At 58.6% G+C, this 25,366-nt stretch carries 21 protein-coding genes and 1 pseudogene; 6 read left to right on the forward strand and 16 right to left on the reverse strand.

All coding sequences use genetic code 11. The features are described from left to right. Nucleotides 1–312: 312 nt before the first annotated feature. From toprJ to tmexC, 3 genes are read right to left on the reverse strand one after another with little or no spacing between them, the layout of a single operon-like run. On the reverse strand, nt 313–1,746 hold the full coding sequence (gene toprJ / locus EGJ86_RS20880; protein WP_218565893.1) for a multidrug efflux transporter outer membrane subunit TOprJ: 1,434 nt from the start codon (nt 1,744–1,746) through the stop codon (nt 313–315). A 4-nt stretch (nt 1,747–1,750) separates the two neighbouring features. Next, nucleotides 1,751–4,885 carry a multidrug efflux RND transporter permease subunit TMexD gene (gene tmexD, locus EGJ86_RS20885; protein WP_090519107.1) on the reverse strand — a complete coding sequence of 1,045 codons (3,135 nt, stop codon included), beginning with the start codon at nt 4,883–4,885 and terminating at the stop codon, nt 1,751–1,753. A 15-nt stretch (nt 4,886–4,900) separates the two neighbouring features. Beyond that, the gene (gene tmexC, locus EGJ86_RS20890) at nt 4,901–6,064 is read right to left on the reverse strand and encodes a multidrug efflux RND transporter periplasmic adaptor subunit TMexC (RefSeq protein WP_125836493.1); all 1,164 of its coding nucleotides are present in this window, start codon (nt 6,062–6,064) and stop codon (nt 4,901–4,903) included. A gap of 179 nt (nt 6,065–6,243) precedes the next feature. On the opposite strand from tmexC, the gene EGJ86_RS20895 reads away from it, so the two are divergent. Both EGJ86_RS20895 and EGJ86_RS20900 read left to right on the forward strand, forming a co-directional pair. Continuing rightward, the gene (locus tag EGJ86_RS20895; RefSeq protein ID WP_090519109.1) at nt 6,244–6,801 is read left to right on the forward strand and encodes a TetR/AcrR family transcriptional regulator; all 558 of its coding nucleotides are present in this window, start codon (nt 6,244–6,246) and stop codon (nt 6,799–6,801) included. 439 nt (nt 6,802–7,240) lie between these two features. Then, nucleotides 7,241–9,931, forward strand: coding sequence for an AAA family ATPase (locus EGJ86_RS20900; RefSeq protein ID WP_058131653.1), 2,691 nt, complete (start codon nt 7,241–7,243; stop codon nt 9,929–9,931). Between the two features lie 67 nt (nt 9,932–9,998). Here the strand turns inward: EGJ86_RS20900 and EGJ86_RS20905 are convergent, their stop codons facing one another. The 3 genes from EGJ86_RS20905 to EGJ86_RS20915 are packed head-to-tail and all read right to left on the reverse strand — an operon-like array spanning nt 9,999 to nt 15,581. Further along, nucleotides 9,999–10,463, reverse strand: a complete 465-nt coding sequence (locus EGJ86_RS20905) for a hypothetical protein (RefSeq protein ID WP_023443007.1) — start codon at nt 10,461–10,463, stop codon at nt 9,999–10,001. Next, nucleotides 10,444–12,483: a hypothetical protein gene (locus tag EGJ86_RS25415; protein WP_155684878.1), complete on the reverse strand. Its 2,040-nt coding sequence runs from the start codon at nt 12,481–12,483 to the stop codon at nt 10,444–10,446. The genes EGJ86_RS20905 and EGJ86_RS25415 overlap by 20 nt, the downstream gene beginning before the upstream one ends. Beyond that, nucleotides 12,480–15,581 (reverse strand): Tn3 family transposase, encoded by a 3,102-nt coding sequence (locus tag EGJ86_RS20915; protein WP_125836494.1) that lies wholly within the window; start codon nt 15,579–15,581, stop codon nt 12,480–12,482. Before EGJ86_RS20915 ends, EGJ86_RS25415 begins: the two co-directional genes overlap by 4 nt. A gap of 125 nt (nt 15,582–15,706) precedes the next feature. On the opposite strand from EGJ86_RS20915, the gene EGJ86_RS20920 reads away from it, so the two are divergent. The 3 genes from EGJ86_RS20920 to EGJ86_RS20930 all read left to right on the forward strand — a co-directional run bounded on the left by EGJ86_RS20920 (nt 15,707) and on the right by EGJ86_RS20930 (nt 18,026). Continuing rightward, nucleotides 15,707–16,321, forward strand: a complete 615-nt coding sequence (locus EGJ86_RS20920) for a recombinase family protein (RefSeq protein WP_000904906.1) — start codon at nt 15,707–15,709, stop codon at nt 16,319–16,321. 65 nt (nt 16,322–16,386) lie between these two features. Then, complete coding sequence (gene aph(3'')-Ib, locus EGJ86_RS20925; RefSeq protein WP_001082319.1) at nt 16,387–17,190, forward strand: aminoglycoside O-phosphotransferase APH(3'')-Ib; 804 nt, start codon at nt 16,387–16,389, stop codon at nt 17,188–17,190. Next, entirely contained in the window at nt 17,190–18,026 is an 837-nt protein-coding gene (locus EGJ86_RS20930; RefSeq protein ID WP_000480968.1) for an aminoglycoside O-phosphotransferase APH(6)-Id, read from the forward strand. The genes aph(3'')-Ib and EGJ86_RS20930 overlap by 1 nt, the downstream gene beginning before the upstream one ends. Nucleotides 18,027–18,288: 262 nt before the next feature. Here the strand turns inward: EGJ86_RS20930 and EGJ86_RS20940 are convergent, their stop codons facing one another. The 7 genes from EGJ86_RS20940 to tet(G) all read right to left on the reverse strand — a co-directional run bounded on the left by EGJ86_RS20940 (nt 18,289) and on the right by tet(G) (nt 22,717). Then, nucleotides 18,289–18,621: a LysE family translocator gene (locus tag EGJ86_RS20940; RefSeq protein WP_196496125.1), complete on the reverse strand. Its 333-nt coding sequence runs from the start codon at nt 18,619–18,621 to the stop codon at nt 18,289–18,291. A gap of 137 nt (nt 18,622–18,758) precedes the next feature. Then, entirely contained in the window at nt 18,759–19,178 is a 420-nt protein-coding gene (locus EGJ86_RS20945; RefSeq protein WP_079761391.1) for a VOC family protein, read from the reverse strand. Nucleotides 19,179–19,356: 178 nt separating this feature from the next. Next, nucleotides 19,357–20,013 carry a quinolone resistance pentapeptide repeat protein QnrVC1 gene (locus EGJ86_RS20950; protein WP_000415714.1) on the reverse strand — a complete coding sequence of 219 codons (657 nt, stop codon included), beginning with the start codon at nt 20,011–20,013 and terminating at the stop codon, nt 19,357–19,359. Between the two features lie 480 nt (nt 20,014–20,493). Next, nucleotides 20,494–20,760, reverse strand: coding sequence for a type II toxin-antitoxin system RelE/ParE family toxin (locus tag EGJ86_RS20955; RefSeq protein ID WP_005730593.1), 267 nt, complete (start codon nt 20,758–20,760; stop codon nt 20,494–20,496). Beyond that, a complete protein-coding gene (locus EGJ86_RS20960) occupies nt 20,744–20,971 on the reverse strand; it encodes a hypothetical protein (protein ID WP_005730594.1) in 228 nt (75 codons plus the stop codon). Before EGJ86_RS20960 ends, EGJ86_RS20955 begins: the two co-directional genes overlap by 17 nt. Before the next feature lie 28 nt (nt 20,972–20,999). Beyond that, on the reverse strand, nt 21,000–21,485 hold the full coding sequence (locus tag EGJ86_RS20965) for a LysR family transcriptional regulator (RefSeq protein ID WP_230964573.1): 486 nt from the start codon (nt 21,483–21,485) through the stop codon (nt 21,000–21,002). A gap of 56 nt (nt 21,486–21,541) precedes the next feature. Beyond that, nucleotides 21,542–22,717, reverse strand: a complete 1,176-nt coding sequence (gene tet(G) / locus EGJ86_RS20970) for a tetracycline efflux MFS transporter Tet(G) (RefSeq protein ID WP_125836495.1) — start codon at nt 22,715–22,717, stop codon at nt 21,542–21,544. Nucleotides 22,718–22,821: 104 nt separating this feature from the next. Here tet(G) and tetR point away from each other — a divergent pair, with 104 nt between their 5' ends. Then, a complete protein-coding gene (tetR, locus tag EGJ86_RS20975) occupies nt 22,822–23,448 on the forward strand; it encodes a tetracycline resistance transcriptional repressor TetR (protein WP_125836496.1) in 627 nt (208 codons plus the stop codon). Here tetR and EGJ86_RS25695 read toward each other — a convergent pair. From EGJ86_RS25695 to floR, 3 genes and pseudogenes are all read right to left on the reverse strand, one after another. Next, a complete protein-coding gene (locus EGJ86_RS25695; protein ID WP_372237984.1) occupies nt 23,445–23,510 on the reverse strand; it encodes a hypothetical protein in 66 nt (21 codons plus the stop codon). The two genes, tetR and EGJ86_RS25695, sit on opposite strands and share 4 nt — an antisense overlap. 178 nt (nt 23,511–23,688) lie before the next feature. Further along, nucleotides 23,689–23,987: pseudogene (locus tag EGJ86_RS25145) on the reverse strand (LysR family transcriptional regulator); the annotation flags it as partial. Nucleotides 23,988–24,015: 28 nt separating this feature from the next. After that, a complete protein-coding gene (floR, locus tag EGJ86_RS20985) occupies nt 24,016–25,230 on the reverse strand; it encodes a chloramphenicol/florfenicol efflux MFS transporter FloR (RefSeq protein WP_125836497.1) in 1,215 nt (404 codons plus the stop codon). Nucleotides 25,231–25,366 lie beyond the last annotated feature (136 nt).

Here is a 25,366-nt window from a genome sequence, read left to right on the forward strand (position 1 = left end):
AACCAGAATTATCGATTGCGCCTGATTGGGCCTCCGACGGCCTCCTAGACGCTGAGAAAATCCCCGGAAGTTGATGGTCATCGTTTGCTGCGTTTTTACACGGTCTGGGCCAGAAGCAGTCAGTCAATCATGCGTTACAGTGATTTTTTGCAGCTCTTTATAGAGCCGTTAGCTGCTGCCACCAATAATCCATAGGCCTGCCAGTCGTCAGACAGTCTTATTCTCGATCAGACGATTGCCCCGTCGATGACCAGTAGCTCACCGGTGATGGAGCCAGAGTCCGGTCTTCGGATGCAGGACTCCTGGCTTTGCTCACTCAGCGCCGATCCCGGCCATCGGTTCAGTTTGGCCCCAGCCACCGCCCAGAGACCTGAACAGGTCAACCAGCGCAATCTGCCGTTCCGTGCTGATTTGAATTAGTGTGGTCTGGTTGCTAAAGGTGCTGCGCTGGGCGTCAAGATAACGCAGGTAGTCGTCCACGCCGCCCTCGTAACGCGCCTTAGCCAGGGCCATCGCAGCCTCGCTGGAACCGGCCAGAGCCTGGCGGGCAGCCTCCTCGCGGCGCAGGGTGTCGGTGGCGGCCAGGGCATCGGCCACTTCGCGGAAGGCGGTCTGGATGGTGCCTTCGTAGTCGGCCACCGCCGCGTCCTGGCGCACTTCGGCGAGGTCCAGGTTGGCGCGGTTGCGGCCACCGGCGAAGATCGGCAGCGACAGCGTCGGGGCAAAGCTCCAGGCCCGCGAGCCGCCATCGAACAATCCGGACAACTCGGCACTGGAGCTGCCCACCGAACCGGTCAGGCTGATCCGGGGAAAGAACGCGGCGCGAGCTGCACCGATATCGGCATTGCGCGCCTTGAGGCGGTGCTCGCTGGCGAGAATGTCCGGGCGCCGTTCGATCAGTTCCGAGCTGGTGCCGGGGGCGATGTCCTGCAGCACCATCAGGTCGTCGCGGGGCGTCGCGGGCAGCAGGCGAGCGGCATCTGGCGTGCCGAGCAACAGGACCAGGGCGTTGTCCGCCTGGCGTAACTGGCGTTCGGTGCTCTCGCGCTCGGCCCTAGCCTGTTCGGCAAGGCCGACCGCTTCCTGGTAATCCAGGGCGGTGGCGGCCCCCGCTGCACGGCGCTGGCTGACCAGCTCCAGCGAGGCCATGCGGCTGTCCAGGGTTTGTTCGACCAGGGCCATGCGGCGTAGCGCACCATCGCGGGTCAGGTAGGCCTGGATGACCTCGGCAACCAGGCTGATCTGCGTGGCACGGGTCGCCTCCTCGGTCGCCAGGTAGGTCTCCAGCGCGGCCTCGGAGAGGTGGCGCACGCGGCCGAACAGGTCGACTTCGTACTCCGCGAGGCCGAGGCCGACCTGATAGTTGCTGGTCACTTCCGAGCGCCCGGTCTGCGACAGATCGGCAGGCAGGCGCTGGCGGTTGCCGCTGGCATTGGCGTTGATCGAAGGCAGGCGATCAGCACGCTGGATGCGGTACTGGGCACGCGCAGCTTCGATATCCAGCAGCGCCTGGCGCAGGCTGCGGTTGTTGCTCAGCGCCGTATCCACCGCGCGGCGCAGGTCGGCATCGACGATGAAGGTCTGCCAGTCCAGCGCCTGGGCACGGGTGCCCTCCGCGTCGGCGGCTTGCCAGTGCGACGCGACCGGTGCCTGCGGGCGCTCGTAGGTCGGGGCCAGCGAACAACCCGCCAGGGCGGCGATGGCCAGGGGCAGCAGAGCGCGACGGAGCATGAAGTGAGAGGTCATCGCATTACTCCGCTTTATGCAGGGGATGGTTGTCGGTTTGCTGAGGTTTGGTGCGCAGCAGCGACAGCACCCAGACGAAGAAGATCGGCACGAAGATCACCCCGAGCATGGTCGCGCTGAGCATCCCGCCCAGCACCCCGGTGCCCAGTGCGCGCTGGCTCGCAGCGCCGGCGCCAGTGGCGATGGCCAGCGGCACCACGCCGAGCATGAACGCCATGGAGGTCATGATGATCGGGCGGAAACGCAGGCGCGCGGCTTCGACAGCAGCATCGCGCAGCGAGTAGCCGTCTTCCCACAGGTCCTTGGCGAACTCGACGATGAGAATGGCGTTCTTCGCCGCCAGGCCGATCACGGTGATCAGGCCGACCTTGAAGTACACGTCGTTGGGCAGGCCGATAGCAGTCACCGCCAGTACCGCGCCGAGTGCGCCGACCGGCACGATCAGCATCACCGTCAGCGGGATCGCCCAGCTCTCGTAGAGCGCCACCAGCAGCAGGAACACCACGGTGATGGCCAGGGCGAACAGCATCGTCGCCTGCCCGCTGGCGACCCGCTCCTGATACGACAGCCCGGTCCACTCGTAACCGATACCTTCGGGCAGCTCGGCAGCGATGCGCTCCAGTTCGAGCATCGCCTCGCCAGTGCTCACGCCGGGCGCGGCGTCACCGGCAATGCGGATCGACGGGTAACCGTTGTAACGCGCGACCTGCACCGGGCCTTCTTCCCAGCTCGTGGTGACGAAAGCACTCAGCGGTACCAGGCTGCCGCTGTCGTTGGGCACATGCAGGCGCAGGACGCTTTCCGGTGTCATGCGCTCGGCCTGTTCGGCCTGTACCACCACGCGCTGCTGGCGGCCGGCGTTGGCGAAGTCGTTGATCACCGACGAGCCGAACGCAGTGGACAGCGCGCTGCTGATCGCTTCGAAGCTGACTCCCAGCGTGCGCGCCTGCTCACGGTCGATCACCAGGCGCAGCTGCGGCGCCTCGGCCAGACCTTCCATCATGGCGTAGAGGAACTTCGGATTGCCGTTGACCTTGCCCAGCACTTCATCGCGCGCTGCCAACAGGGCATCGCGGCCAAGGCCGGCGCGGTCCTGCAGGCGCAGGGCGAAACCACCCGAGTTGCCCAGGCCTTCGACCGGCGGTGGCGGCACCGCCATGATCGCGCCGTCATCGAGGTTGGCGAAGTGCTGGTTGACCGCAGCCGACTCGGCTTCCGGCGACTGCGAAGAATCTCGCTCGGACCAGTCCTTGAGCAGCGGGAAGGCAATGGCCGCGTTCTCACCCATGCCGGAGAAGCTGAAGCCGAGGACCAGGAAGGACGTCTGCACGGCCTCGCGGGCCATCAGAAACTCTTCCAGCTCCTCACCCGTGGCCGAGGTGCGCTCACGGGTGGCGCCTGGCGGCAACTGGATGTCGACGATCATGTAGCCCTGGTCTTCCACCGGCACGAAGGATTCCGGCAGGCGCAGGTAGAAGAAACCCATCAGCACCACCACGCCCAGGTAGATGAACATCACCCGCCCGGCGCGCGGCACCAGCTTGCCGTTGAGTTTGGTGTAGCGGCCGGTCAGGGCGGTGAACTTGCGGTTGAACCAGCCGAAGAAACCGGTCTTCTCGTGATGGCCTTCGGGGATCGGTTTGAGCAGCGTGGCGCACAGCGCCGGGGTGAAGGTCAGCGCGAGGAAGCCCGAGAACAGGATCGACACCGCCAGCGACAGCGAGAACTGCTGGTAGATCACCCCCACCGAGCCGGCCATGAAGGCCAGCGGCAGGAACACCGCCGACAGCACCAGGGTGATACCGATGATCGCCCCGGACACCTGCCCCATCGCCTTGATGGTCGCCGGCACCGGCGCCAGGCCTTCCTCGGCCATGATCCGCTCGACGTTCTCCACCACCACGATGGCGTCGTCCACCAGGATGCCGATGGCCAGCACCATGCCGAACATGGTCATCATGTTCACCGAGAAGCCAAGCAGGTACATGAAGGTCAGCGTACCGAGCAGACACACCGGCACGACGATGGACGGGATCAGGGTGTAGCGCACGTTCTGCAGGAACAGGAACATCACCAGGAACACCAGCACCATGGCCTCGATGAGGGTCATGATGACCTTGTCGATCGCCACGTCGACGAAGCGCGAGGTGTCGTACGGCACGGAGAACTCGACGTTGTCCGGGAAGTTGGCCGACAGCTCGGTCAGACGCTGCTTGACCGCCTCGGCGGTCTGGATCGCGTTGGCACCGGGCGACAGCTGCACGGCGGCGGCAACGGCGGGCTTGCCGTCCTGGCGCGAGCCGAAGTTGTAGTCCTGGCTGCCGACCTCGATGCGCGCCACGTCGCCCAGGGTCAGGCGCGAGCCGTCCTGGTTGGCACGCAGCACGATGGCGGCGAATTCCTGCGGGTTGTCCAGGGTACCCTTGACCGCCAGGGTCGCCGTCAGCTCCTGCTCGCTGGAACCCGGCGTGCTGCCGAAGGCACCGGCCGGCACCTGCACGTTCTGCGCGCGGATGGCGTTGTTCACGTCATCGATGGATAGGCCGTAGCCGACCAGCTTCTGCGGATCGATCCACACGCGCATGGCCGCCTCGGAGGCGAAGAACTGCAGCTTGCCGACGCCGTTCACGCGACGGATTTCGTTGTTGATGTTGCGCGCGGCGTAATCGGCCAGCGCCGTGACGTTGGCGTCCTTGTCGCCATCGGTGTAGCTCAGCGTATAGATCAGCAGGAAGCCGGCGGTGGCCTGCTCGGTCTGGATGCCGAGCGTCAGCACGGCCTGCGGCATGCGTGCCTCGGCCTTCTTCAGACGGTTCTGCACGTCAACCTGGGCCAGTTCGGGGTCGGTCCCTGGCTGGAAGGTGACGGTGATCTCGGCGATGCCGTTGGCGTTGCTGGTGGACTCGAAGTACAGCAGGTTCTTGGCGCCGTTGAGTTCTTCCTCGATGACGCTGGTCACCGAGTCGGTGAGCACCTGCGCCGAAGCGCCGGGATAGGTGGCGGTCACGGTGATCTGCGGCGGCGCCACGTTGGGGTACTGCGCCACCGGCAGGAACGGGATGGCCAGCAGGCCACCCAGCGAGATGAACAGGGCGACTACCCAGGCGAAATTGGGGCGCCGGATGAAAAACAGGGACATGAGAGGTTCTCCGGCTTACTGCGCCTGGGACTGTGGAGCGGCTTCGGCGGCATCTTGCTCGCGGGGCATGACCTTGGCGCCCGGACGGATAGCCGCCAGCGAGCTGGTGATCACCTTGTCGCCGACCTGCAGGCCCTCGCTGATTTGCCAGCGCGAGCCCTGCATGGCACCGGTGGTGACCTGGCGCGCCTCGACGGTATCGCCCTCCCCCAGCAGCATCACGCTGGCCTGGCCGTCAGCCGAACGCTGCACGGCACGTTGCGGCACCAGGATGGCGTTCTGGTCGAGCCCTTGCGGTGTGCGCACACGCACGTACATACCCGGCAGCAGCACGCCCTCGGGGTTGTCGAACTGGCCTCGCAGGGCGATCTGCCCGGTGCTGCGATCCACCGAGATATCGGTGAACAGCAGCGTGCCCTTGCGCTCGATATCGGTACCGTCGACACGCAGCGACAGCGGCTGGTCGCTCGCACCGGCAACCTTGCCCTCGGCGATTGCCGCGCGCAGGCGCAGGGCATCGGCAGCAGGCTGGGTGAAGTCGGCGTACACCGGATCGAGTTGCTGGATACGTGCCAGCAGCGTGGCTTCGCCCTGGCCTACCAGAGCCCCTTCGGTGACCTGGGCGCGACCGATACGCCCGGCGATGGGGGCGCGAACCTCGGCATAACCCAGGTCCAGGCGGGCAGTTTCGACATTGGCCTGGGCCGAGCGCTTGTCGGCCTGGGCGCTCTGCAGAGCGGCCTTGGCGTTGTCGAAATCCTGCTGGCTGACGGCGTCGATCTTCACCAGTGGTTCGTAACGGCGAACCATCGCCTGAGCCTGGAACAGCTGCGCCTCGGCGCGAGCCAGTTCACCTTGCGCCCGCGACAGGGCCGCCTTGAACGGCGCAGGGTCGATCTGGAACAGCACGTCACCGGCCTTCACGTCGGCCCCTTCCTCGAAGGTGCGCTTGAGCACGATCCCCGCCACCCGCGCGCGCACCTCGGCGACACGCACCGGCTCGATGCGCCCTGGTAGCTCGGCGAACACTGTGAAGGGCTCGGTCTTCACGCTGAGCACATCGACTTCACGCGCTGGCGCCTCTTCCCGTTGCTCTTCGGGCTTGTCGCAGCCAACCAGGGTCACGGCGATCAAATAGGAGATCACGGAAAAAGTGATCCATTCGCGGAATTTGTTCATATCTCACCCAAGCGCGAAGCCAGTACGTAGTCGAAGCCGCGCATGATCCACGCAAAAATTAAATGAGTCAATATTGACTCATTTGATTTTGGTGTGAACAAAGCTAGTATCCTCTTTGAGAAAAATGAGTGTTCTAGGCAAAATACCCGCATCTGCCCGCGATAGATAAAGAGTGACCGATGGATTTAACTGCTGCCGATGAGAAATTGCTGAAGGCCCTGGCGATCGCCATCGTTGACCACCCGCGAGCCACGTTCAAAGAAATAGCCCAGGCAGCGGGGGTCAGCAAGGCGACGCTCAACAGGTTTTGCGGCACCCGCGACAACCTGATCGAGATGCTTCTGAATCATGGTTCGGTGGTTATTTATAGGGTCATTGCCGATGCCGATCTTGAGGCGGCGCCCTTGGACGCATTGCATCGTCTGATCGAAGGCCATTTGATTCACAGGGAGTTGTTGGTATTCCTCTCATTCCAGTGGCGCCCGGACACGTTTGATTTAGATGCAGGCGGCTGCCGATGGCTGCCTTACTCAGAAACGCTGGACGAGTTCTTTCTACGCGGGCAAAAACTGGGCGTATTCCGTATCGATATCGGTGCCCCGGCGCTTACCGAAATCTTCTCCTCCTTGATCTTCGGCCTGGTAGACGCCGAGCGCCGCGGCCGTATCGCACGCGCAGGTATGGCGGCGTTGATCGAGCAATTCTTCCTGAACGGGGCTTGCAACTACCAAACTTAACGGAAAGCAACGCTCAGTTTTTTTCCAACGGGTTGGCGGTGTCCGTTTTTGGCCGTTCTCTGACGGTCGTGACAGTGACACGCCCTGGTCAAGTTGAACGCAATCCGTGGTCAACGCCAACCCAAATTGGTGGTCAAGAGGAGTGCAATTTCGCACATACCTGAGGACTGCTCACCACATCGCTTGCGTCGGTAGTAGCTTCCGCACTTTCCCCGTCTCTCACCGCTAAACAGCGCTTTCCGGTAGCGGACTTTAGAGCGGCTTGATACTGGCCAGCATGCAGAAATTCTGCCCGTGTAGCGTCACGACCGGACAAGCCACTAGGGTGGCGGTCAGGAAGGCAGGCAAACGGAACACGGCGAAGCACCTCGAAGGCGCTGGCCACTTGCCATCCAACTGGGCGCGGCCTTTAATCGGCGGATCTGGAAAGGAGACGGATATGCCATTGTTGGACGAGATTATTGGGTGGGCCGGCGGACTCAGACCCTGGCAGCAGGAAGCACTGCGCCGGATATTTGCCCGGGCCGAACTAACCCAAGATGACATCGAGACCATTCTGCGAATGGTTCGCGAGCAAGAACGGGAAGACGCAACCACGGGGGGAGCACGGCCATTCACGCTGGACGACGTACCAGGCGCCGGAAGTGGCGCAACCGTGCGGTTGGTGGGTGTCTCGGGGCTAGACCAGGTAAACGGCTTCCCGTCCGGTCGTGCCTTTGACCTCGCACCGGAGGGCATGACCATTTTCTTTGGTCATAACGGCGCCGGCAAATCCGGCTACGCCCGCGTCTTCAAGAATGCCTGCAACGCTCGGCATCGGGTGGAGGTCCTGCCCGACGCTTTTGGGGCGGCAACCCCAGCTAGACTGCCATCAGCAGATTTCGCCATTTTGGTGGATGGCACTCCGGAAACCGCACGTTGGGTCCAGAACGGGCCGGCCCATTTGCATTTGAGTTCGGTCTCGGTCTACGACGCGGCCTGTGCCAATGACTACATCGACGCGGAAGGGACCCCTGCATTTCAGCCCTACGGACTCACTCATCTGACGCGCCTGGTCCTACTTCAGCGTGATTTACAGGCACGGATTGGGACCGAACGCAATGCCTTGGCTCTGGATACCCGGCAATTCGAACCGCTGAAGGGTGACACCGAAGTCGGCCGCTACATCGCCAAATTAGGTGGGGACTCGGACCGCGCCGTGCTTGCTCGATTAGGGACGGTCGGTGACGATGAACTCCGGCGACTGGAGTTTCTGAAGCGGACATTACTGGAAAGCGATCCTGTGCCGCAGGCGCTGGCCTTGGAACGTTTGGCGACACGCTTGGACCAGGCGCAGCGTCGAGCCGAGGAAGTCCAGCGCTGGGTGAATGATCGTGCCATAGCACGGGCAAAGGAACTGATTACAACGGAAAAAACCGCGCATCTCGCCATGCAACTGGCGCAAGCGCGTCTTCAGGATCGAGACACACTGAACGCCATGGAGTTGCCGGTAACGTCCTCACCCACCGCCACGCTGCTGGAAGGCACAGGAGCTGAACTCTGGCAAACGATGTACCGAGCCGCTGAGGCTTTCTCTCAGCAGACGGCATACCCTGAACATCCCTTCCCGCACCTGGAACCGGACGCTTACTGCGTACTCTGCCAGCAACCTTATTCAACGGATGCCTCGGAGCGCATGCGGCGTTTCGCGGCATTTGTCGCCGACAGCGCCACGGCGGATGCGCAAGCCGCCACGCTTGCGCGCATGAACGCTCTAGGGAAGGTGCAGGCTGTCGATCTAAACGTTCTGGATGTGCCAACACGGGCTGACGTGGAGGAGCGACTGCCCGACCTACACGCTGCCATCACCGCAGCGGCATCGGTCTGGACCGCCCGGCATACTTGGGTTAGCCAAGCCCTGCAAACTGGAAACTGGTCCCCCGAGTCAGAACCGCTTCCTATCGAAGCAAACCTCGATAGTCTCTTCGCCGCCAAAGCTGCTTCGCTCCGAGTCGACGCCAATACCCTGCGGACCTCTGCCGATCCCGCTCTACGCTTGGCGCTGACCCAAGAACTGGCAGAGCTAGAAGCCCGACAACGCCTCGCCAACCAGCTTGGCGCGGTGGAGCGCTTTGTTCAGGACAGTCAGGTCCATGCCACATTGAGCCGCTGCCATGCCGCCCTCAACCCAGCGGCAGTGTCACGCAAACTGACGTCCCTGGCGGCGACGCATGTGACCGAGGCTCTGGCCGCTTCTATGAATGCTGAGTTGAAAGCCCTGGGCTATAAGCGACGGGTGCAACCCGACCTGAGCGGGCGCACAGAGCTGGGGGTGACCAAGGTCACGCTGCGCCTGCAGGAAATCACGGCGAAAGCCTCCAAGGTGCTGTCAGAGGGCGAGCAGCGCGCGTTGGGGATGGCTATGTTCCTCGCCGAGCTCGAATCCCTGCCACATACTTCGACCGTTATTTTCGACGATCCGTCTACGTCGCTGGATCACGTATATCGTCGGGCCATAGCTCGGCGTTTGGTAGCGCTGGCTGAGACCCGCCAAGTGCTGGTGTTCACCCATGATGCGGTGTTCCTGACCGAGCTCGCGATGGCGCTTCAGCGCGCTGATCGCTCGGCCAGCTACAAGACCATCGGTTGGGACGAGTCGCCGGGACTAGTGAGCGAGGGGCTGACGTGGACGACGATGGACACCAAGGCCCGCCTGGCCGATCTCGAAAGTCGTGCGAAAGCGCTGAACGTTCCGGTCGGCAGCGACCCGGATGATGAGCTTGAGCGGCAAATCGCATCGGGATACTCAAGCCTCCGAGGCACTGTCGAGCGCGCCATACGCGAGGTTTTTTTGAACAATACCGTCCAGCCGTTCAGCGATGTGGTGAGCGTAGAAGCATTTGGTGCTGTCATTGGCCACCCCGCAGAGGAGTGGGAGCAGTTGCTGGCAGTGTATGCGCGGGCCTGCGAAGCTACCGAGGCCCACGACACCCCAGGCGAGCGCCAACTACCGCTTCCCGCGCGTGAGGAGTTGCTCGGCGATATCGCCCAGGTCCTGGAATTAATCAAAAACGCGACTAAACGCCGAACTGCCTACGAGAATCTACGCCGGGAGCGGACCGCGCAACGCAAGAAGCTCTTCGGCGGCTAGCCCGACGTTTCATGCCGGGCTGGTCGGGCATGGCTGTGTTTCTTTCGAATATTGCGAGCTCTCCGTTTCAAAGTTTTTTGTGGCCTCGCGGATCAAGAGGAAGCACATTGGAGGCCGGCAGTTGGCGCTCCAAGTCCGCAATACGGTCGTACAGCTCAAGAATGGTGGCGTCGGCCTCACTGAGTAGGCTGGCTAGGTGGTCACGCTGCTGCGTGATTTCCTCGATCCGTTCTCGAAGTCCACGATTTTTTCTGCGGGCTAATAAGCTGACTTGGCGCACTGATGGCGGACGTTGCTCAGCGTGTCCTTCCACGTACTTTTGGATCTCAGCGATCAGTAGGGGGAAACGAGCTTTTTTCAGTGCAGAGGGGTCGCTGCCGGCCTCCTTGGCAACGTTGTTCTGACTTACGGGCGTCCCCTTCGGCAGTCGTTCGGGCTTGTTGCTCTTCAGCCGCTCGAACGCTGCGCGATACTGCTCGCCGGCACTCATTCGCTTAGCCGGGTCAGCGGATTCATGTTTGCCGGATGACATGGCGATAATTCTCCACACTACGTTTCTGGGCTTCCAACGAAGTCCTTAGCGGACTGTCTACCTCGGCAGCGGCCAGGCGCTCATCCAATACCGCCTCCAACACTTCGACTTCGTCGAGTTGCTCGGGGTCATAGAGAACGTCCGCACATGGTTTGGTTTCTCCGGGGGAGTCGCCCCCTCCGCAGCGAGCGATATTGTCGATGCCCCCATAGGGACAGGGGGTACGGCTCGTGCAGATGCCCAGCAAAATCGGTCGATGAGTGACCGTCCCCTTCTTAGCCAGATTGATCGCTTTCTTAGCATCAGAGGCTGAGATTAGGCGGACAATCTCAGATTTTCGCTTCTCGCCGTGGGGGCTGACGAATCGGTTGCTCGTCAGCTGTTGCAGCTGCCTACCCAAAGTTTCGTACATGGTGCGGACGTAGTAGGTATGGGCCTTCTCTTCCAGCCGTACCCTGGAATGGTTTTGCCCGTAGTAGAGACTCATCGCTCTGGCGACGTGCTTTAGCTGAAACTGCAATGAAGCGTCGCTGACCAGCCCGGATGCCTGCATATTCACTGCGCCGGTTCGTCGGAGTTGATGCCAGGCCAACGGCCAGATTTTGCCGACCGCAAACTCGTCGGTCAGCGTCGGCGTCACCAACCGAGCCAATTCGAAATCTTCCGGCGTAATGCGCAATTGCTCACGGTCGAACAGCTTGTCGAACCACTGAAGCACATGGGCATAGCTCGGAATCGATGGCCGAATCGTGCGGTTGATCTTGGTGAACTTCGTTCCCCACGGTTCAAGGCAATAATCAAGCAGATAGCGCTTGGCCGGATCATCCGGCACCGAGGCCTCGCCGGGGGGAGAGTCGCATTCTGCGCGGAGGTCTGCGACCACACGCATGGCTTCAACTGCCACCTGAGCTGACGGGGACGTCACCCAAAGTGCCTCAGAATCCGACATCGTCTTGGTCGTTCGTCCGCACAATACATGGATGTCGCCAAACTGCGGATCACGTTCTATGTGCAAGCAATCGGCGCGCAGGTTCCAAGCCTCTTCGACTCGCATGAGGCTGAAGTTCAGCAGATAGCACAGTCCAGATCGACTCACGAGGTTGAGGTAGCGACTCAGAGTTTGAATGCGAATTTCGTCGTCGCTCACTCCCAGCCAGCGACGAAATAGTTCCACCATGCCAAACCGATGCGCGGTGTCGATGAATGGGCCGTAGTACTGCCGCCCAGTCCACTTTCCGTTTGATCCATCCGACGGCCACTGAAACGGATAGAACGATTGTGGCCTGCGTTGTCCTTGGAGACTGGCAGAGTTGTGCCGATAGGCAGCCAGACAGAAGCGGAAGCACTCCTCGACTTGGCCTCGATGCGCCAAAAAGTCATCCAGGCATTCGCGCAAGCGTGTGATTTGATAGTGCCAAATGCGGGGCGGGATATAGGGGGTCTGGAGCTTCTGGTGGTCGGGCATGGCCGCTGCGAGGCGTGCCAACCCTGCGCGATCCAACAAGGTGAACCCCAGCGCATCCCGCCGCTCGTACAGTTCGTGCAGCAATGCCAAGAACTCACCGGACCGGGAAGCCTGGAGCACCTCCGGGAGACGGTCGGCAACGCGCGGAAAATGACTCAGTTCGGATGCGAGAATGCCTTCTTGAGTGCACAAGACGAACAGCCGACGCATCTGGTCGAAGCGCGTTTTCAGGCCTCGGTATCCACGGGCTCCATTGGGGCCGTATAGCCACCAGCCGATTACGGTCCGCAATAAATCGGCGTTCGCAGGATCGATCGCGGCGACATATTTCTTATCTGGGCCATCGCCGAAATTGAGAGTGAGCCGTTTTCCCGCCCATGGGTCGAGCCGCCAAATGGCATCGCCCCAACGGCTCACCACCTGGCCAGCGGCATCTATGATGACCGGCCAATCACGCTGCGGTGGCCAGCACGGCGGACGGTAGTTCGGCGCATCAGGAATCGCTAGGGGCGAGTCGATGCCGAGGCCAAGTTCGGAAAGAATATTTTTCGTCATGCTGATCTTTGTCGCAGTTCTGCCAATCGGATGAAGCCATCCCAGGCCGGGTGGTAGTCACCTTCACTTATGCGCGCTCTGGCTTCTTCGACCCAAAGCCTGCGGACCTCGCTACTTTCTTCGAAGAAGCGCAGTTTGGCCGTCAGCCGATCGATCACCAGCAGGGCCGGATGCTCTGTCGTCAGGTGCTTACCCGAACTGGATGGGCGGTAGCGTGCCAGTTCAAGCGATTTGAGGTGGCGCAAGCTACCGAGAGACCACACATGATCCTCACTTTCGATATCCCGGTGCTGGGTACAGAACAGGCAACCGGCAGCATTGATGCAGTCGGGTCGCGGACCATTCTTCGGCATCGTGCCCACTGGTTCAGGTGTGGCCGATACACATCTACCAGGAGCAGGAGGTGAAAGGGACGGATCGGTTTGCTGATGGAAGCGCGTAATTTCCACCATAGCGATCTGCGGATGGGGGTCGGCATATACGCGTATCAGCGTTTGCACCGTATGCTGGGCCAACTCCGCAACCTGTTGGGGATTCTGGGACTCCCGAAGCAACCAGTTGATGCGCGTCCCGCGCAGTTTTCGCGGTCTCACTATCGGTATGCCAAGCTCGCGGCAGATGCGCGTAACGTTCGTGAACTGCGTCGCCTCTTCTAGGATTCGTCCCCCGCTACGTATAAGCGGAAAGAGCAAACCATCCGGCTCATTGGGAAACCATTCGGAACGCCATTCGAGATAGCGCTCGAACCACTCTCGATAACTGGCAAAGATCTCGAATAGCACTTCTCCTTCCCGTCGATTTTTGTAGGTACGTACCTGGTAGCCGAGAATGGCACATGCGGCAAAGACGTGATCGGTGAAGCCGCCCGTGTCGGTGAACTGCTCGCGGATATGGCGTCCAGCATCGTTCATCAGCAGGCCATCGAGGATGTAAGGCGCTTCGCTTGCCGTTGCAGGAATCACCTGGGTTGCGAACGGCGCATATTGGTCGGAGACGTGGCTATAGGCTTTCAGGCCCGGGGTATTGCCATATTTCGCGTTGACCAGGTTCATGGCCTCACCTTGCTCTGTAGCGACGAAGAACTGTCCGTCGCTCGAAGCCGACGTGCCCATGCCCCAGAACCGGGCCATGGGTAACGCTGCCTGTGCCTCGACCACCATGGCCAGCGCCCGGTCATAGGCTTCGCCCTCGACATGCCACCGTCCAATGCGGATCAATTCCCAGAAGGTGTGGGTGTTTGTCGCATCCGCCATTTTGCGCAAGCCGAGGTTGATCCCTTCCGCCAAGATAACGTTCATTAGCCCGATCCGGTCAGCGCAGGGTGCTCCTGTGCGCAGATGGGTGAACGCTTCGGTGAAGCCGGTCGCCGCATCCACCTCCAGCAGGAGATCGGTGATGCGCGTGGGCGGGATCTGCTTGTAGAGATCGAGCACCAGATCTTCGGCGCCTGTCGGCGCGGCGGCTTCGAGTTTCTCGATATGCAGAACGCCGTTTTCAATCGACCCGCCCGGGATCGTGCCTGCGCGAGCGGCACGGCCAAGCTCGCGCAACCGCATGTCGAGGCGAGCTTGCCGGTCTGCCAGCCATTCCTCCGGCCGCAATGGCACAGCGAGACGACCGCCTTCCGCGATGGCTTGTGCCGGAACGAGTGCGTGTTTCAGATCGCCATAGCGCCGGGACCTAGTAAGCCAGACATCTCCGGAGCGGAACGCATCGCGCAGATGGAACAGCACCGCGATCTCCCATAGGCGAGCGTCGCCAGCCCTCTGGGCCCGAAGGTGGCGATGCCATTTCGAGCTGGGCCGCAAGAAGCTGGTCATCGCGGCATCGTTCAAACCGGTACGAAGGGCCGTCACCGCTTCCAGAAGCGGCAGTGCAACGGGCGCAGCTCGCAGATCGAGCAGGCGCAACATGCGTGGAGCGTATCGGCGGAAGCGGTGATAACCGTCGAGCACATGGTTGAGCGGATCGTCGGCCATGGTGGCGGTGAGCCTGGTTGCCATTGCAACAAGGGTTTTGAAGCCGTCCCACCCTGATCCGCTCGCGATGACGTCGCCCAGCGGCTGGCCATCATCCTGTGCATCGACCAGGGCGCCCCCGATCTCGGCGAAGGATTTCAGGGTGTCACGCACCACCCCCGCTTCGTCTGCGACCTTTGCATGGCAAATACGCTCCGAAGCACGGTAGAGACGGCCGACGATCCGGTCGTGGGTTTCGACCACTGCGTCGGCCAACATCGCCTGCCATTCCGAGACGCAAACAGCCAAGATCGCAAGCCGCCTGTCCTCCGGGAGATCGCGCATGCCGTCGGCATAATACCGTTCACCCTGCCTGCGCAGACGAGTCACCCGATGGGCAGGAACGCCGGCAAGCAGATCCTCGGGGAGATCGACGCGTTGCAGATATTCGAGCCGGTCGAGCAGCCGGTTGGCCGACGAAGAGTTCGAGCCAGGCTCGAACTGGCGCAGCCACACAAAACGGGTCACCCGATCATCAGCCGTCTCCTCGAGCAATGCCAGCAACTGTTCTCGGATCGACATAGGCAGCCGACTGGCGATCCTCGTCTCGATGCGTCGCTCGGCATCGACGAGAGCCGCGGCACAAAGCCGCTCGATCGTGGATGTCGCGGGAAGGACAGTGCGGGTGCGTCGGCACTCGGCTACGAAGCGACGGGCGATATCCTCGTTCGACACCGCCATCTCGGCTTCTCGGAACAACCATTCCTTCAGCTCGCTCGCACCACGTCCGGAGAAGGTGCGGAAGCCGTAGAGCCCCCGTAACTCGGCAAGATGCTCGTGCCGTGTTTCCTCGCGGGCAGCATAGTCTACGAGATCGTCGGCACCCAGGCCAAGCTGCGCTCCGATAAATTCGATGACCTCTGCAGGGATCAGTTCGCCTGGAGCCAGCACCCGGCCGGGATAGCGCAGGACACACAATTGCAGGGCGAAGCCGAACCTGTTGTGAGCGCGCCGACGCAGCCTGATATGCCCAAAGTCTTCATCACTCAGCGTATAGTGCTTGAGCAAATCCGTCTGTGAAGTCGGCAAGCGCAACAGCGCGTCTTTCTGCCGATCGGTTAGAGTGACGCGACGCGGCATACATGTTCCTTTTTCAAAATCTGATAGCGTTCAAGACGCTTTGTTTATGAAGCTGGTTGAGATACATTTCCAGAGGTCAATGCAATCGTGGCCGAAGCGCCGCCTCAAACCAACGTTTGTGATACATGCTGATCGGATATGCCCGCGTCTCCAAAGCCGATGGCTCGCAGTCTCTCGACCTGCAGCACGACGCCTTGCGCGCCGCAGGTGTCGAACGGGACAATATCTATGATGATCTTGCTTCCGGCGGTCGTGATGATCGCCCTGGCTTGACTGCCTGCCTCAAGTCATTGCGTGACGGCGATGTGCTGGTGGTCTGGAAGCTCGATCGCCTCGGACGATCGCTTGCCCATCTGGTCAACACGGTGAAGGAGCTGTCAGACCGCAAGATCGGCCTGCGGGTTCTGACTGGAAAGGGCGCTCAGATCGACACCACGACTGCGTCCGGTCGCATGGTGTTCGGAATCTTCGCCACCTTGGCCGAGTTCGAGCGGGATCTGATCCGAGAGCGCACCATGGCGGGTCTCGCCTCCGCGAGAGCGCGCGGTCGCAAGGGCGGACGAAAATTCGCGCTCACCAAAGCTCAGGTGCGTCTCGCGCAAGCCGCCATGGCCCAGCGCGATACTTCAGTTTCCGATCTCTGCAAGGAACTCGGCATCGAGCGCGTCACTCTCTACCGATATGTCGGTCCCAAAGGCGAGCTCAGAGACCATGGAAAGCATGTTCTCGGACTTACGTAGCAACTCGTTTCTTTTCGCAGGTTGAGCCACCTCCGCGCTTCATCAGAAAACTGAAGGAACCTCCATTGAATCGAACTAATATTTTTTTTGGTGAATCGCATTCTGACTGGTTGCCTGTCAGAGGCGGAGAATCTGGTGATTTTGTTTTTCGACGTGGTGACGGGCATGCCTTCGCGAAAATCGCACCTGCTTCCCGCCGCGGTGAGCTCGCTGGAGAGCGTGACCGCCTCATTTGGCTCAAAGGTCGAGGTGTGGCTTGCCCCGAGGTGATCAACTGGCAGGAGGAACAGGAGGGTGCATGCTTGGTGATAACGGCAATTCCGGGAGTACCGGCGGCTGATCTGTCTGGAGCGGATTTGCTCAAAGCGTGGCCGTCAATGGGGCAGCAACTTGGCGCTGTTCACAGCCTATCGGTTGATCAATGTCCGTTTGAGCGCAGGCTGTCGCGAATGTTCGGACGCGCCGTTGATGTGGTGTCCCGCAATGCCGTCAATCCCGACTTCTTACCGGACGAGGACAAGAGTACGCCGCAGCTCGATCTTTTGGCTCGTGTCGAACGAGAGCTACCGGTGCGGCTCGACCAAGAGCGCACCGATATGGTTGTTTGCCATGGTGATCCCTGCATGCCGAACTTCATGGTGGACCCTAAAACTCTTCAATGCACGGGTCTGATCGACCTTGGGCGGCTCGGAACAGCAGATCGCTATGCCGATTTGGCACTCATGATTGCTAACGCCGAAGAGAACTGGGCAGCGCCAGATGAAGCAGAGCGCGCCTTCGCTGTCCTATTCAATGTATTGGGGATCGAAGCCCCCGACCGCGAACGCCTTGCCTTCTATCTGCGATTGGACCCTCTGACTTGGGGTTGATGTTCATGCCGCCTGTTTTTCCTGCTCATTGGCACGTTTCGCAACCTGTTCTCATTGCGGACACCTTTTCCAGCCTCGTTTGGAAAGTTTCATTGCCAGACGGGACTCCTGCAATCGTCAAGGGATTGAAACCTATAGAAGACATTGCTGATGAACTGCGCGGGGCCGACTATCTGGTATGGCGCAATGGGAGGGGAGCAGTCCGGTTGCTCGGTCGTGAGAACAATCTGATGTTGCTCGAATATGCCGGGGAGCGAATGCTCTCTCACATCGTTGCCGAGCACGGCGACTACCAGGCGACCGAAATTGCAGCGGAACTAATGGCGAAGCTGTATGCCGCATCTGAGGAACCCCTGCCTTCTGCCCTTCTCCCGATCCGGGATCGCTTTGCAGCTTTGTTTCAGCGGGCGCGCGATGATCAAAACGCAGGTTGTCAAACTGACTACGTCCACGCGGCGATTATAGCCGATCAAATGATGAGCAATGCCTCGGAACTGCGTGGGCTACATGGCGATCTGCATCATGAAAACATCATGTTCTCCAGTCGCGGCTGGCTGGTGATAGATCCCGTCGGTCTGGTCGGTGAAGTGGGCTTTGGCGCCGCCAATATGTTCTACGATCCGGCTGACAGAGACGACCTTTGTCTCGATCCTAGACGCATTGCACAGATGGCGGACGCATTCTCTCGTGCGCTGGACGTCGATCCGCGTCGCCTGCTCGACCAGGCGTACGCTTATGGGTGCCTTTCCGCAGCTTGGAACGCGGATGGAGAAGAGGAGCAACGCGATCTAGCTATCGCGGCCGCGATCAAGCAGGTGCGACAGACGTCATACTAGATATCAAGCGACTTCTCCTATCCCCTGGGAACACATCAATCTCACCGGAGAATATCGCTGGCCAAAGCCTTAGCGTAGGATTCCGCCCCTTCCCGCAAACGACCCCCTATTCGGGATTTGGGGAGCAATGGAACCAAAACCCAACGTAGGCCCGCCGCGAACGTCCAGTTGAAGTACACCTCAACTGGGCGTCAGTCGGCTCACTGGCATCGCGTCAGACTAGGGCCGCTTTCTGCATTATCTGACGCCTAAACGTCAAACTCTATGGCCTCAACCTGACAGGCCGCATGCTTAGCGTACGATTTTGTCCGTTTTCTCTACCGTCCCCCTGAACACCCAAATAGACTAGATAAGCGGCACCTAACCATTTGACTGCGCTAAAAGCTAACGCTGAGCTGAGGATAATTGCAGATAATCCTAATGAAGCTGCTAAGGTATGAACAAAGTAACCTACACCAAGTCCCATTGCAGCTTTGAAACCAGTGACCAACTTACCTTTCATTGTGTTTGAAACAATATAGATAACGTCTGGCCCTGGTATCATATTGATAGCAAGACAAGCGACTATAAATAGTAGTAGTGAATTAAGATCCATTTCCTTTTCTCCATATTTTCTGGCTGTGGTATAACGCCGCGTTAAGGCGTGACGTAATGCGTGCCATACTGTGAGCGAAGCGAAACTGGCACGCGTTGCGGAATCGCTCTTAAACGGTTTGTTATAACACAATAACCTTATTTGCTTTTTTCGCCCAAATACTGAGTAAAACGTAACAGATAACCATCAGGATCTTGGACTAAAAACTCACGCTGACCAGAAAAAATGTCACCTTCATCATACCAACTCTCCTTTGGTTCCCGATAAAGTGCGACATTAGCGGCGTTTAAACGCTCTAGTATCGGTGAAATGTCCGTTAACTCGATTTGAAAATTAACACCTCGCCCTAGCGGATATTCCAGTTCTCCTGTTACCCACCCCGTATCATGAATCTGTTCAAGCATGATTTGAACATTTTCGTTTTCCAAGTATGCAAACTCTGGATTTGAACGTTGGTTTCTAATTTTAAAGCCAAGTAAATTTTGGTAGAACTTTAACGATTCGTCGAAATTGCTCACTAATAATTCAGGAACCATCGGATTCCAATACTCTTCCATTTTGTTCCTTTTTAATCGATAAACTCAAATGTGTTATAACGCCCGCTTAAGTGGTGAGCAACGCTACCACAACACTCAATTATTACACCGTAAATACAAAAGCCAATTCAAACTAAAACCGCCAAACGTTGCGAATCCGTCTTAAAGCGTTTGTTATGTGCGTAGCCGAATCTTGCGCTTAGTCAGGAACAATGATTACCCCTAATTGCTCCAGTAACTGTTCCTGTTGCCACGAGCATATTTTTACACCCGTAAGATCAATCTTTCGAGGATCTAAACCATAAAGCTCTGAATGGCTTAAATCACAGCCTTGTACTCTAAACTGTTCCCAGCAGTCTTCCGAAAAAACACCACGGCTTAAATCTGATTCTTTAAATGAAGCGCCTCGAAGATTTGCACCAATCCATCTATTTTCGAACAGGTCACATTTTTCAATAAGCTGCTGCTCAAAATTGGCATAGGATAAGTTACAACCTGTTATGTATGCAGAACAAAAGTACATTTTATTCGAAACCTGATTTACAAAACTAACTTGACTAAAATTTGCTCCTTTAAGATCACAATCTCTCAGTTCAATACCAAAGCAATTTGCCCCCTTAAAATGGGACATTGAAAGCTGACAGTTTTTAAATGAAGCATCTCGAAGATCAGCATAAGAAAAATCGCACCCTTCCAATGCCCCCTGCTCTATGAAAGTACAGTTAATGAACTGTGTATCTCGGAGGTTTGAGCGCTTAAAATTACAATGTATAAAAGTACAATTGCTAAAGATATGTTCTTGCAAGTCCTGATGTGAGAAGTTCACTTGATTATATAATTGCTTTGATTTTTCCATGCTGTGGCTCCAAAAAACATTTGATTTGAAGACTATCATTTACCTGAAAGTTCTCAACAAAAACAAAACCAATAAAAACAGAAACTTAAAACACCCCGTTTTAGCCAAAATAAGGCATCAAAACGGCATTTTAAAGGTGGCTAATTCGAAACGACCGATGCGGCCAGCCAGAAGAAAGTTTCAGTGAATCTGGCTTGTTTTAGAGAAAGCACATAACGCTTTCTATGCGGCTTTTAGCCGCCTTTCATATTCCTATGATGCAACCTTTTTAATCCCACATCAACGTGTAATCGGGGACGATAGAGAAAACGGAAAAAATCGTACGTTAAGCGTACGGCCTGTCAGGTTGAGGCCCTAGAGGTTGCCGGCGAGGCGTCAGAAAATGCTGGAATCGGCCCTATCCTGACGCGGCCCAAGGTTCCGGCCTGACGCCTAGTTAGGGCGTACTTCAACTGGACGCGACAGCGGGTTACGTTGGTTTCAGCGGTAAACTTCTCGACGGTTGCCAAGCTGTACAACCAGTATCCGTAAGGCGCCGTCCTGTATCTCGCAGATTACCCTGAAGTCTCCTACGCGATACCGCCACAGGCCACCCAATGGGCCTGTTAGCGCCTTGCCAGTAGTTCTCGGATCATCCCTGCTGGACACCCGCTCATCCATAAAGTCAAGAATGCGCTTCGCTGACTGCTTGTCGAGCTTCCGCAACTGTGTTTTGGCCGTGTCGGTGTAATCAATCGTCCAGGCCAAGGTCTTTCCTTACGTCCGCAGCAGAGTGAACGACCTCTGTATTTTTACGGACTCGCTCCAGGACTTCAGCCGCGAGGTAGTAATCCTCAAGGTCAGTCAGGCCATGATCGATGATTTCGCGCAGATAGTACGCCTTGGTACGCCCGGTGCTTGTCGCCAAAAAGTCTAGGCGCTGCTCGGTTTCGGGTGCCAAGCGAATGGAAGTGGCCATGTTTAAGGCTCCTATGTGATACGTGTATTCACATTATCACAAATCTACGCGAATGGCTTAGCGTACGATTTTTTCCGAATTCTGCTGGCTCCCCTTCACGGGCTGGGCCTTCGGTGATTTCGACTTCAACGCCGGGGTAAGCCTTGCGGTATCGGCCGATCAGCTTTGCTAGGAAGCTTCGAGGGATCAGGGCATGGATTCCGATACGAAGCCGGCCGCTTTCTCCGGCTGCCGCCATGCCGGCGGTCTTAATCGCATGGTCCAATAGATCGACACCGGCCGCGATCCGTTCGACGAAGTGGCGGCCGGCCTCGGTCAGTCGGACACCTCGTGCATGGCGCTCGAACAGGAGGATGCCAAGGTCTTCCTCCAGTGCCTTCACGCGCGCGCTGACGCTGGATTGCGCCACGCCGAGCGCATTGGCGGCGTGGCGGAAGTTCAGATATTCGGCGACGGCGAGAGTGTGAACTAAGGTCATCATCGGCACTCGCCCCGAGAGGAGATGATGGCTCAACGGATTTAATCCGTCATTTCTCGTAAGTCTACGCATACCAATTCGCCATGACTCAATCACAATGAAGTTGCGAAAGGTCTGCGTAGTATTGGCAGACATATTAAGTAGAGGATCGCGCCGACAATCCAAACCCAACCGTTCCATGCTCCTACGGTGGCAGAATAGAGTGCCGTGAAGCCAAGCGGTCCCGCGATAGAGCTTAGATTGATGAGGCTTGTAAGCGTTCCCTGTAAAGCTCCTTGCTTGTTACTGCTGACATTATTTGAAAGCATTGCCTGCAAGGCCGGCATGCCAACACCTCCGGCGGCAAGCAGCAACAAAATCGGGAACACCATCCATCCCTGCGTGGCAAAAGCCAGAAGAATGAAGCCAGTCGCATCCGCAGCCATGCCAAAGAGTAGCGTGCGCCGTTCTCCAAGCCGGCTTGAAAGAGGGCCGGTAACAAACGCCTGAAAAATCGCGTGCGTTGCTCCAAACGCCGCGAGCGACAAGCCAACGGTCGTGGTGTTCCACTGAAAACGATCCTCGCCATATATGACCCATAGGGCCGCAGGGACCTGGCCGATCAGTTGAATAATGAAGAAAACTGCGAAAAGGGCCGCTAGCCCGCGCAATGCATCATCCAGCCGGAACAGAACGAATGGTTTGATGCGAACCGGCTTTCCGGTCTCGCCATCGCCGCGACGAGTCTCCCTGAGGAAAATGCAGGCTAGCAGGAACGCGAAGCCGTTGAGAAGGGCAGCGGCGATAAACGGAGCATGGGCAGAAATACCACCGAGCATACCACCAAGTGCTGGCCCGGCAATCATGCCTGCCCCATAACAGGCCCCCATGTAGCCGAACCAGCGTGCGCGAGAACCTTCCCCCGTCGAATCCGCAATGGTTGAGGCAGCTACAGCTCCGGTTGCGCCCGTGACGCCGGAGACGAGTCGGCCGATATAGAGCACCCATAAGACCGGCGCTGATGCCATAATCGTGTAATCGACTGCGGCCCCCGCAAGAGAAGCCAGAAGCACCGGACGCCGACCGTAAGCATCTGAAAATTGTCCAAGCACGGGCGCGAAGATGACCTGCATCAACGCATAGAGTGACAGCAAAGCACCATAGTGACCAGCGACCTGCTCCGCCGGCACAAGCTCGCGCAGAAGCGTCGGAAGGACCGGCATGATGAGGCCGAGTCCCATGGCGTCGAGACTGACGATCAGCAGGGCGATGATGGCAGAGCTGCGCACCTGAAACTCCAGCGCCGCTCAATGCGAGCGACTTTATCAATGATAAGGACATAGACATAGAACTTATCGGTGATAAATTGTCAAGCACTAGCGAAGGAACGTGAATGACCAAACTGGACAAGGGCACCGTGATCGCGGCGGCGCTGGAGTTGCTGAACGAGGTTGGCATGGACAACCTGACGACGCGAAAGCTCGCTGAACGCCTCAAGGTTCAGCAGCCTGCGCTTTACTGGCATTTCCAGAACAAGCGCGCGCTGCTTGACGCACTGGCCGAGGCAATGCTGACGGAACGTCACACCCGCTCGCTACCCGAAGAGAACGAAGACTGGCGGCTATTCCTGAAAGAGAACGCCCAGAGTTTCAGAACGGCGTTGCTCTATTATCGCGACGGTGCGCGCATCCATGCCGGCACTCGACCGACAGAACCGAATTTTGGCGCTGCCGAGACACAAATACGCTTTCTCTGCGCGGCGGGCTTTGGTCCGAAGCACGCTGTTTGGGCGCTCCGGGCGGTCAGTCACTATGTGGTCGGTTCCGTTCTCGAACAGCAGGCATCTGATGCTGATGAGAGAATGTCGGACAGATCAGATGTGTCCGGGCAGGCAGCATCGTCCTTCCTGCACGATCTGTTTCACGAGTTGGAAACAGAAGGCATAGATGCTGCGTTCAACTTCGGACTTGACAGCCTCATCACCGGTTTCGAGCGGCTACGTTCATCTACAACAGATTAGGGGCTTATCCCCCTCTGCCGCGCGAGTTGCCACGATTCCGATCCGCCCTGCACGACGCCCATGACCTTGCGGCCGATCTGGCGGTCGATGACCGGCCGCCAGCGGTGCCCTCCGTGATTTCGATGTCGAGATTGGGATGGTCCTTCCGATACTGGCGACGAGCTCTGCAAGGAAGCTGCCCGGAATCAGGGCATAGACAACGATGCGTAGCCGGCCGCATTCGCCTTGCGCTGTCATGCCGGCGGTCTTGACGGCGTGATCGAGCTGATCGACGCCCACCGCGACCAGCTCCATGAAATGTCTGCCTGCATCCGTTAACCGGACGCCTCGCGCATGGCGCTCGAACAGCAGGACACCAAGATTTTCTCCAGCGCCTTCACGCGCGCGCTGACGCTCGACTGACTGACGCCGAGCGCGTTGGCCGCGTGCCGAAAATTCAAATGCTCGGCAACGGCCATGAACTGAACAAGGGAAATGAGCGGTATCCTGCCGGACAGGATACCGCCATTCATGAAGCTGCGATGACGGGTGCGCCGAATGGGTGCCGACCGTCCTGCCAGTTGCCGGTCAGACGACCGTCGACCTCTCGGCGTGAACCTCACGGAATCGAAGTAGCGCAAGACCCGTCGAAACTAGCATCGCCATCGTCGTGGCGTAACAGATCACGGGCCAAGCCGTATCTCCGTTCAACAGCGTTACCGCTAGTGTCCCGACGATGCTGACGATCAGGCTTTGGACGCAGAAGTAGAAGGCGACTGCCGATCCTGCGATGTCGTCGAACTGTGCGAGAGCACCATTGGCGGTGACGGACACCGTGAAGACAATGCCGACTGCCATTACCCACATTGGCAGGATGAAGCTGAGGAACGATGGTGAGCCGAAAAGTTCACCGATTCCCAACAGAATCGCCCCGCAAACGAGCAACGCCATCCCACGCGCCGCGCATCCCGCAATGCCCCATCTGGCTACAAAGGACTTCGCGAAACGGGTTGTCACAATCATGACCAGTGCGACAGTGGCGAAAGCCAAACTGAACCCGATTTCGGAATAATCGGCTTGGCCTATGAGCACTCGGGGGGCTGTCGAGAAGAAGACGAAGAAGGTGCCCATGCCAGCGCTAAAGCCGACCGTGTAAACCCAAAAGGTTGGACTCACGAAGATAGGCAAAACGGAACGGCGTGTGTTTACTTCATCCGAGGGGCGGGTTTCGTGCCATCTGAAACCGGCGTTCAAGAGTGCAGGCAACGCAAGTGCAGCCAGCGTGACGAATATCGCCCGCCATCCGAAAAACTCGCAGATCAGTGCTCCGGCGATGGGGCCAAGGGCGGGCACGAAGGCCAGCATCGAACTGAAAAGACCGTAGATGACGACACCCTCGGGGCGGCTGGCATAAACGTCGCGAACCGTCGCGAACGTCGCCACCAACGCCGCCGACGCGCCGACCGCTTGTAGCAAGCGAAACGCGACGAAGGTTGCGGCCGTTGACGACCATGCCGCTCCGAGAGAAGCAACGATGAAAAGCGCCCCGCCCGCAAGCAAGATCGGCCGTCGCCCGATGCGATCCGACATTGGGCCAAAGATCACCTGCCCCACGCCGAGCATAACCATGTAGAGGCTCAACGTGAGTTGGATCATGGATGGCGTCGTGTTCAGGATGCCAGGCATCGCTGGAACGACGGGGAGATAAATATCCATCGCCAGTGACGCGAGGATGTCGAAGGGAGCCATCAGCAGCAGGGCTGCCGGCAACGTATAGGCCCACGCGGGGCGTGTGATAGTCATGACGAATAAACCGCTCGATTAAGGATTCCGGGCGGCGTCTGCTCGTCAACAATCAGATTGGGATTGGTCTTACAGAACGCCGCAACAACAGTGTTTGTTGTTGCGGCTTACTTGTCTGCTGACTTGGAATTTCCCA

It is taken from the genome of Pseudomonas sp. o96-267 (genome assembly GCF_003935465.1).
GTDB lineage: Bacteria > Pseudomonadota > Gammaproteobacteria > Pseudomonadales > Pseudomonadaceae > Aquipseudomonas > Aquipseudomonas sediminis.

Bases quoted from the DNA above. Each gene is read 5' to 3' on its own strand.
- toprJ (WP_218565893.1), bottom strand. From the start codon at position 1,746: ATGACCTCTCACTTCATGCTCCGTCGCGCTCTGCTGCCCCTGGCCATC.
- tmexD (WP_090519107.1), bottom strand. From the start codon at position 4,885: ATGTCCCTGTTTTTCATCCGGCGCCCCAATTTCGCCTGGGTAGTCGCC.
- EGJ86_RS20945 (WP_079761391.1), bottom strand. From the start codon at position 19,178: ATGGAAGAGTATTGGAATCCGATGGTTCCTGAATTATTAGTGAGCAAT.
- tmexC (WP_125836493.1), bottom strand. From the start codon at position 6,064: ATGAACAAATTCCGCGAATGGATCACTTTTTCCGTGATCTCCTATTTG.
- EGJ86_RS20950 (WP_000415714.1), bottom strand. From the start codon at position 20,013: ATGGAAAAATCAAAGCAATTATATAATCAAGTGAACTTCTCACATCAG.
- EGJ86_RS20960 (WP_005730594.1), bottom strand. From the start codon at position 20,971: ATGGCCACTTCCATTCGCTTGGCACCCGAAACCGAGCAGCGCCTAGAC.
- EGJ86_RS20900 (WP_058131653.1), top strand. From the start codon at position 7,241: ATGCCATTGTTGGACGAGATTATTGGGTGGGCCGGCGGACTCAGACCC.
- EGJ86_RS20930 (WP_000480968.1), top strand. From the start codon at position 17,190: ATGTTCATGCCGCCTGTTTTTCCTGCTCATTGGCACGTTTCGCAACCT.
- tetR (WP_125836496.1), top strand. From the start codon at position 22,822: ATGACCAAACTGGACAAGGGCACCGTGATCGCGGCGGCGCTGGAGTTG.
- EGJ86_RS20940 (WP_196496125.1), bottom strand. From the start codon at position 18,621: ATGGATCTTAATTCACTACTACTATTTATAGTCGCTTGTCTTGCTATC.
- EGJ86_RS25415 (WP_155684878.1), bottom strand. From the start codon at position 12,483: ATGACGAAAAATATTCTTTCCGAACTTGGCCTCGGCATCGACTCGCCC.
- EGJ86_RS20915 (WP_125836494.1), bottom strand. From the start codon at position 15,581: ATGCCGCGTCGCGTCACTCTAACCGATCGGCAGAAAGACGCGCTGTTG.
- floR (WP_125836497.1), bottom strand. From the start codon at position 25,230: ATGACTATCACACGCCCCGCGTGGGCCTATACGTTGCCGGCAGCCCTG.
- EGJ86_RS20920 (WP_000904906.1), top strand. From the start codon at position 15,707: ATGCTGATCGGATATGCCCGCGTCTCCAAAGCCGATGGCTCGCAGTCT.
- EGJ86_RS20895 (WP_090519109.1), top strand. From the start codon at position 6,244: ATGGATTTAACTGCTGCCGATGAGAAATTGCTGAAGGCCCTGGCGATC.
- EGJ86_RS20905 (WP_023443007.1), bottom strand. From the start codon at position 10,463: ATGTCATCCGGCAAACATGAATCCGCTGACCCGGCTAAGCGAATGAGT.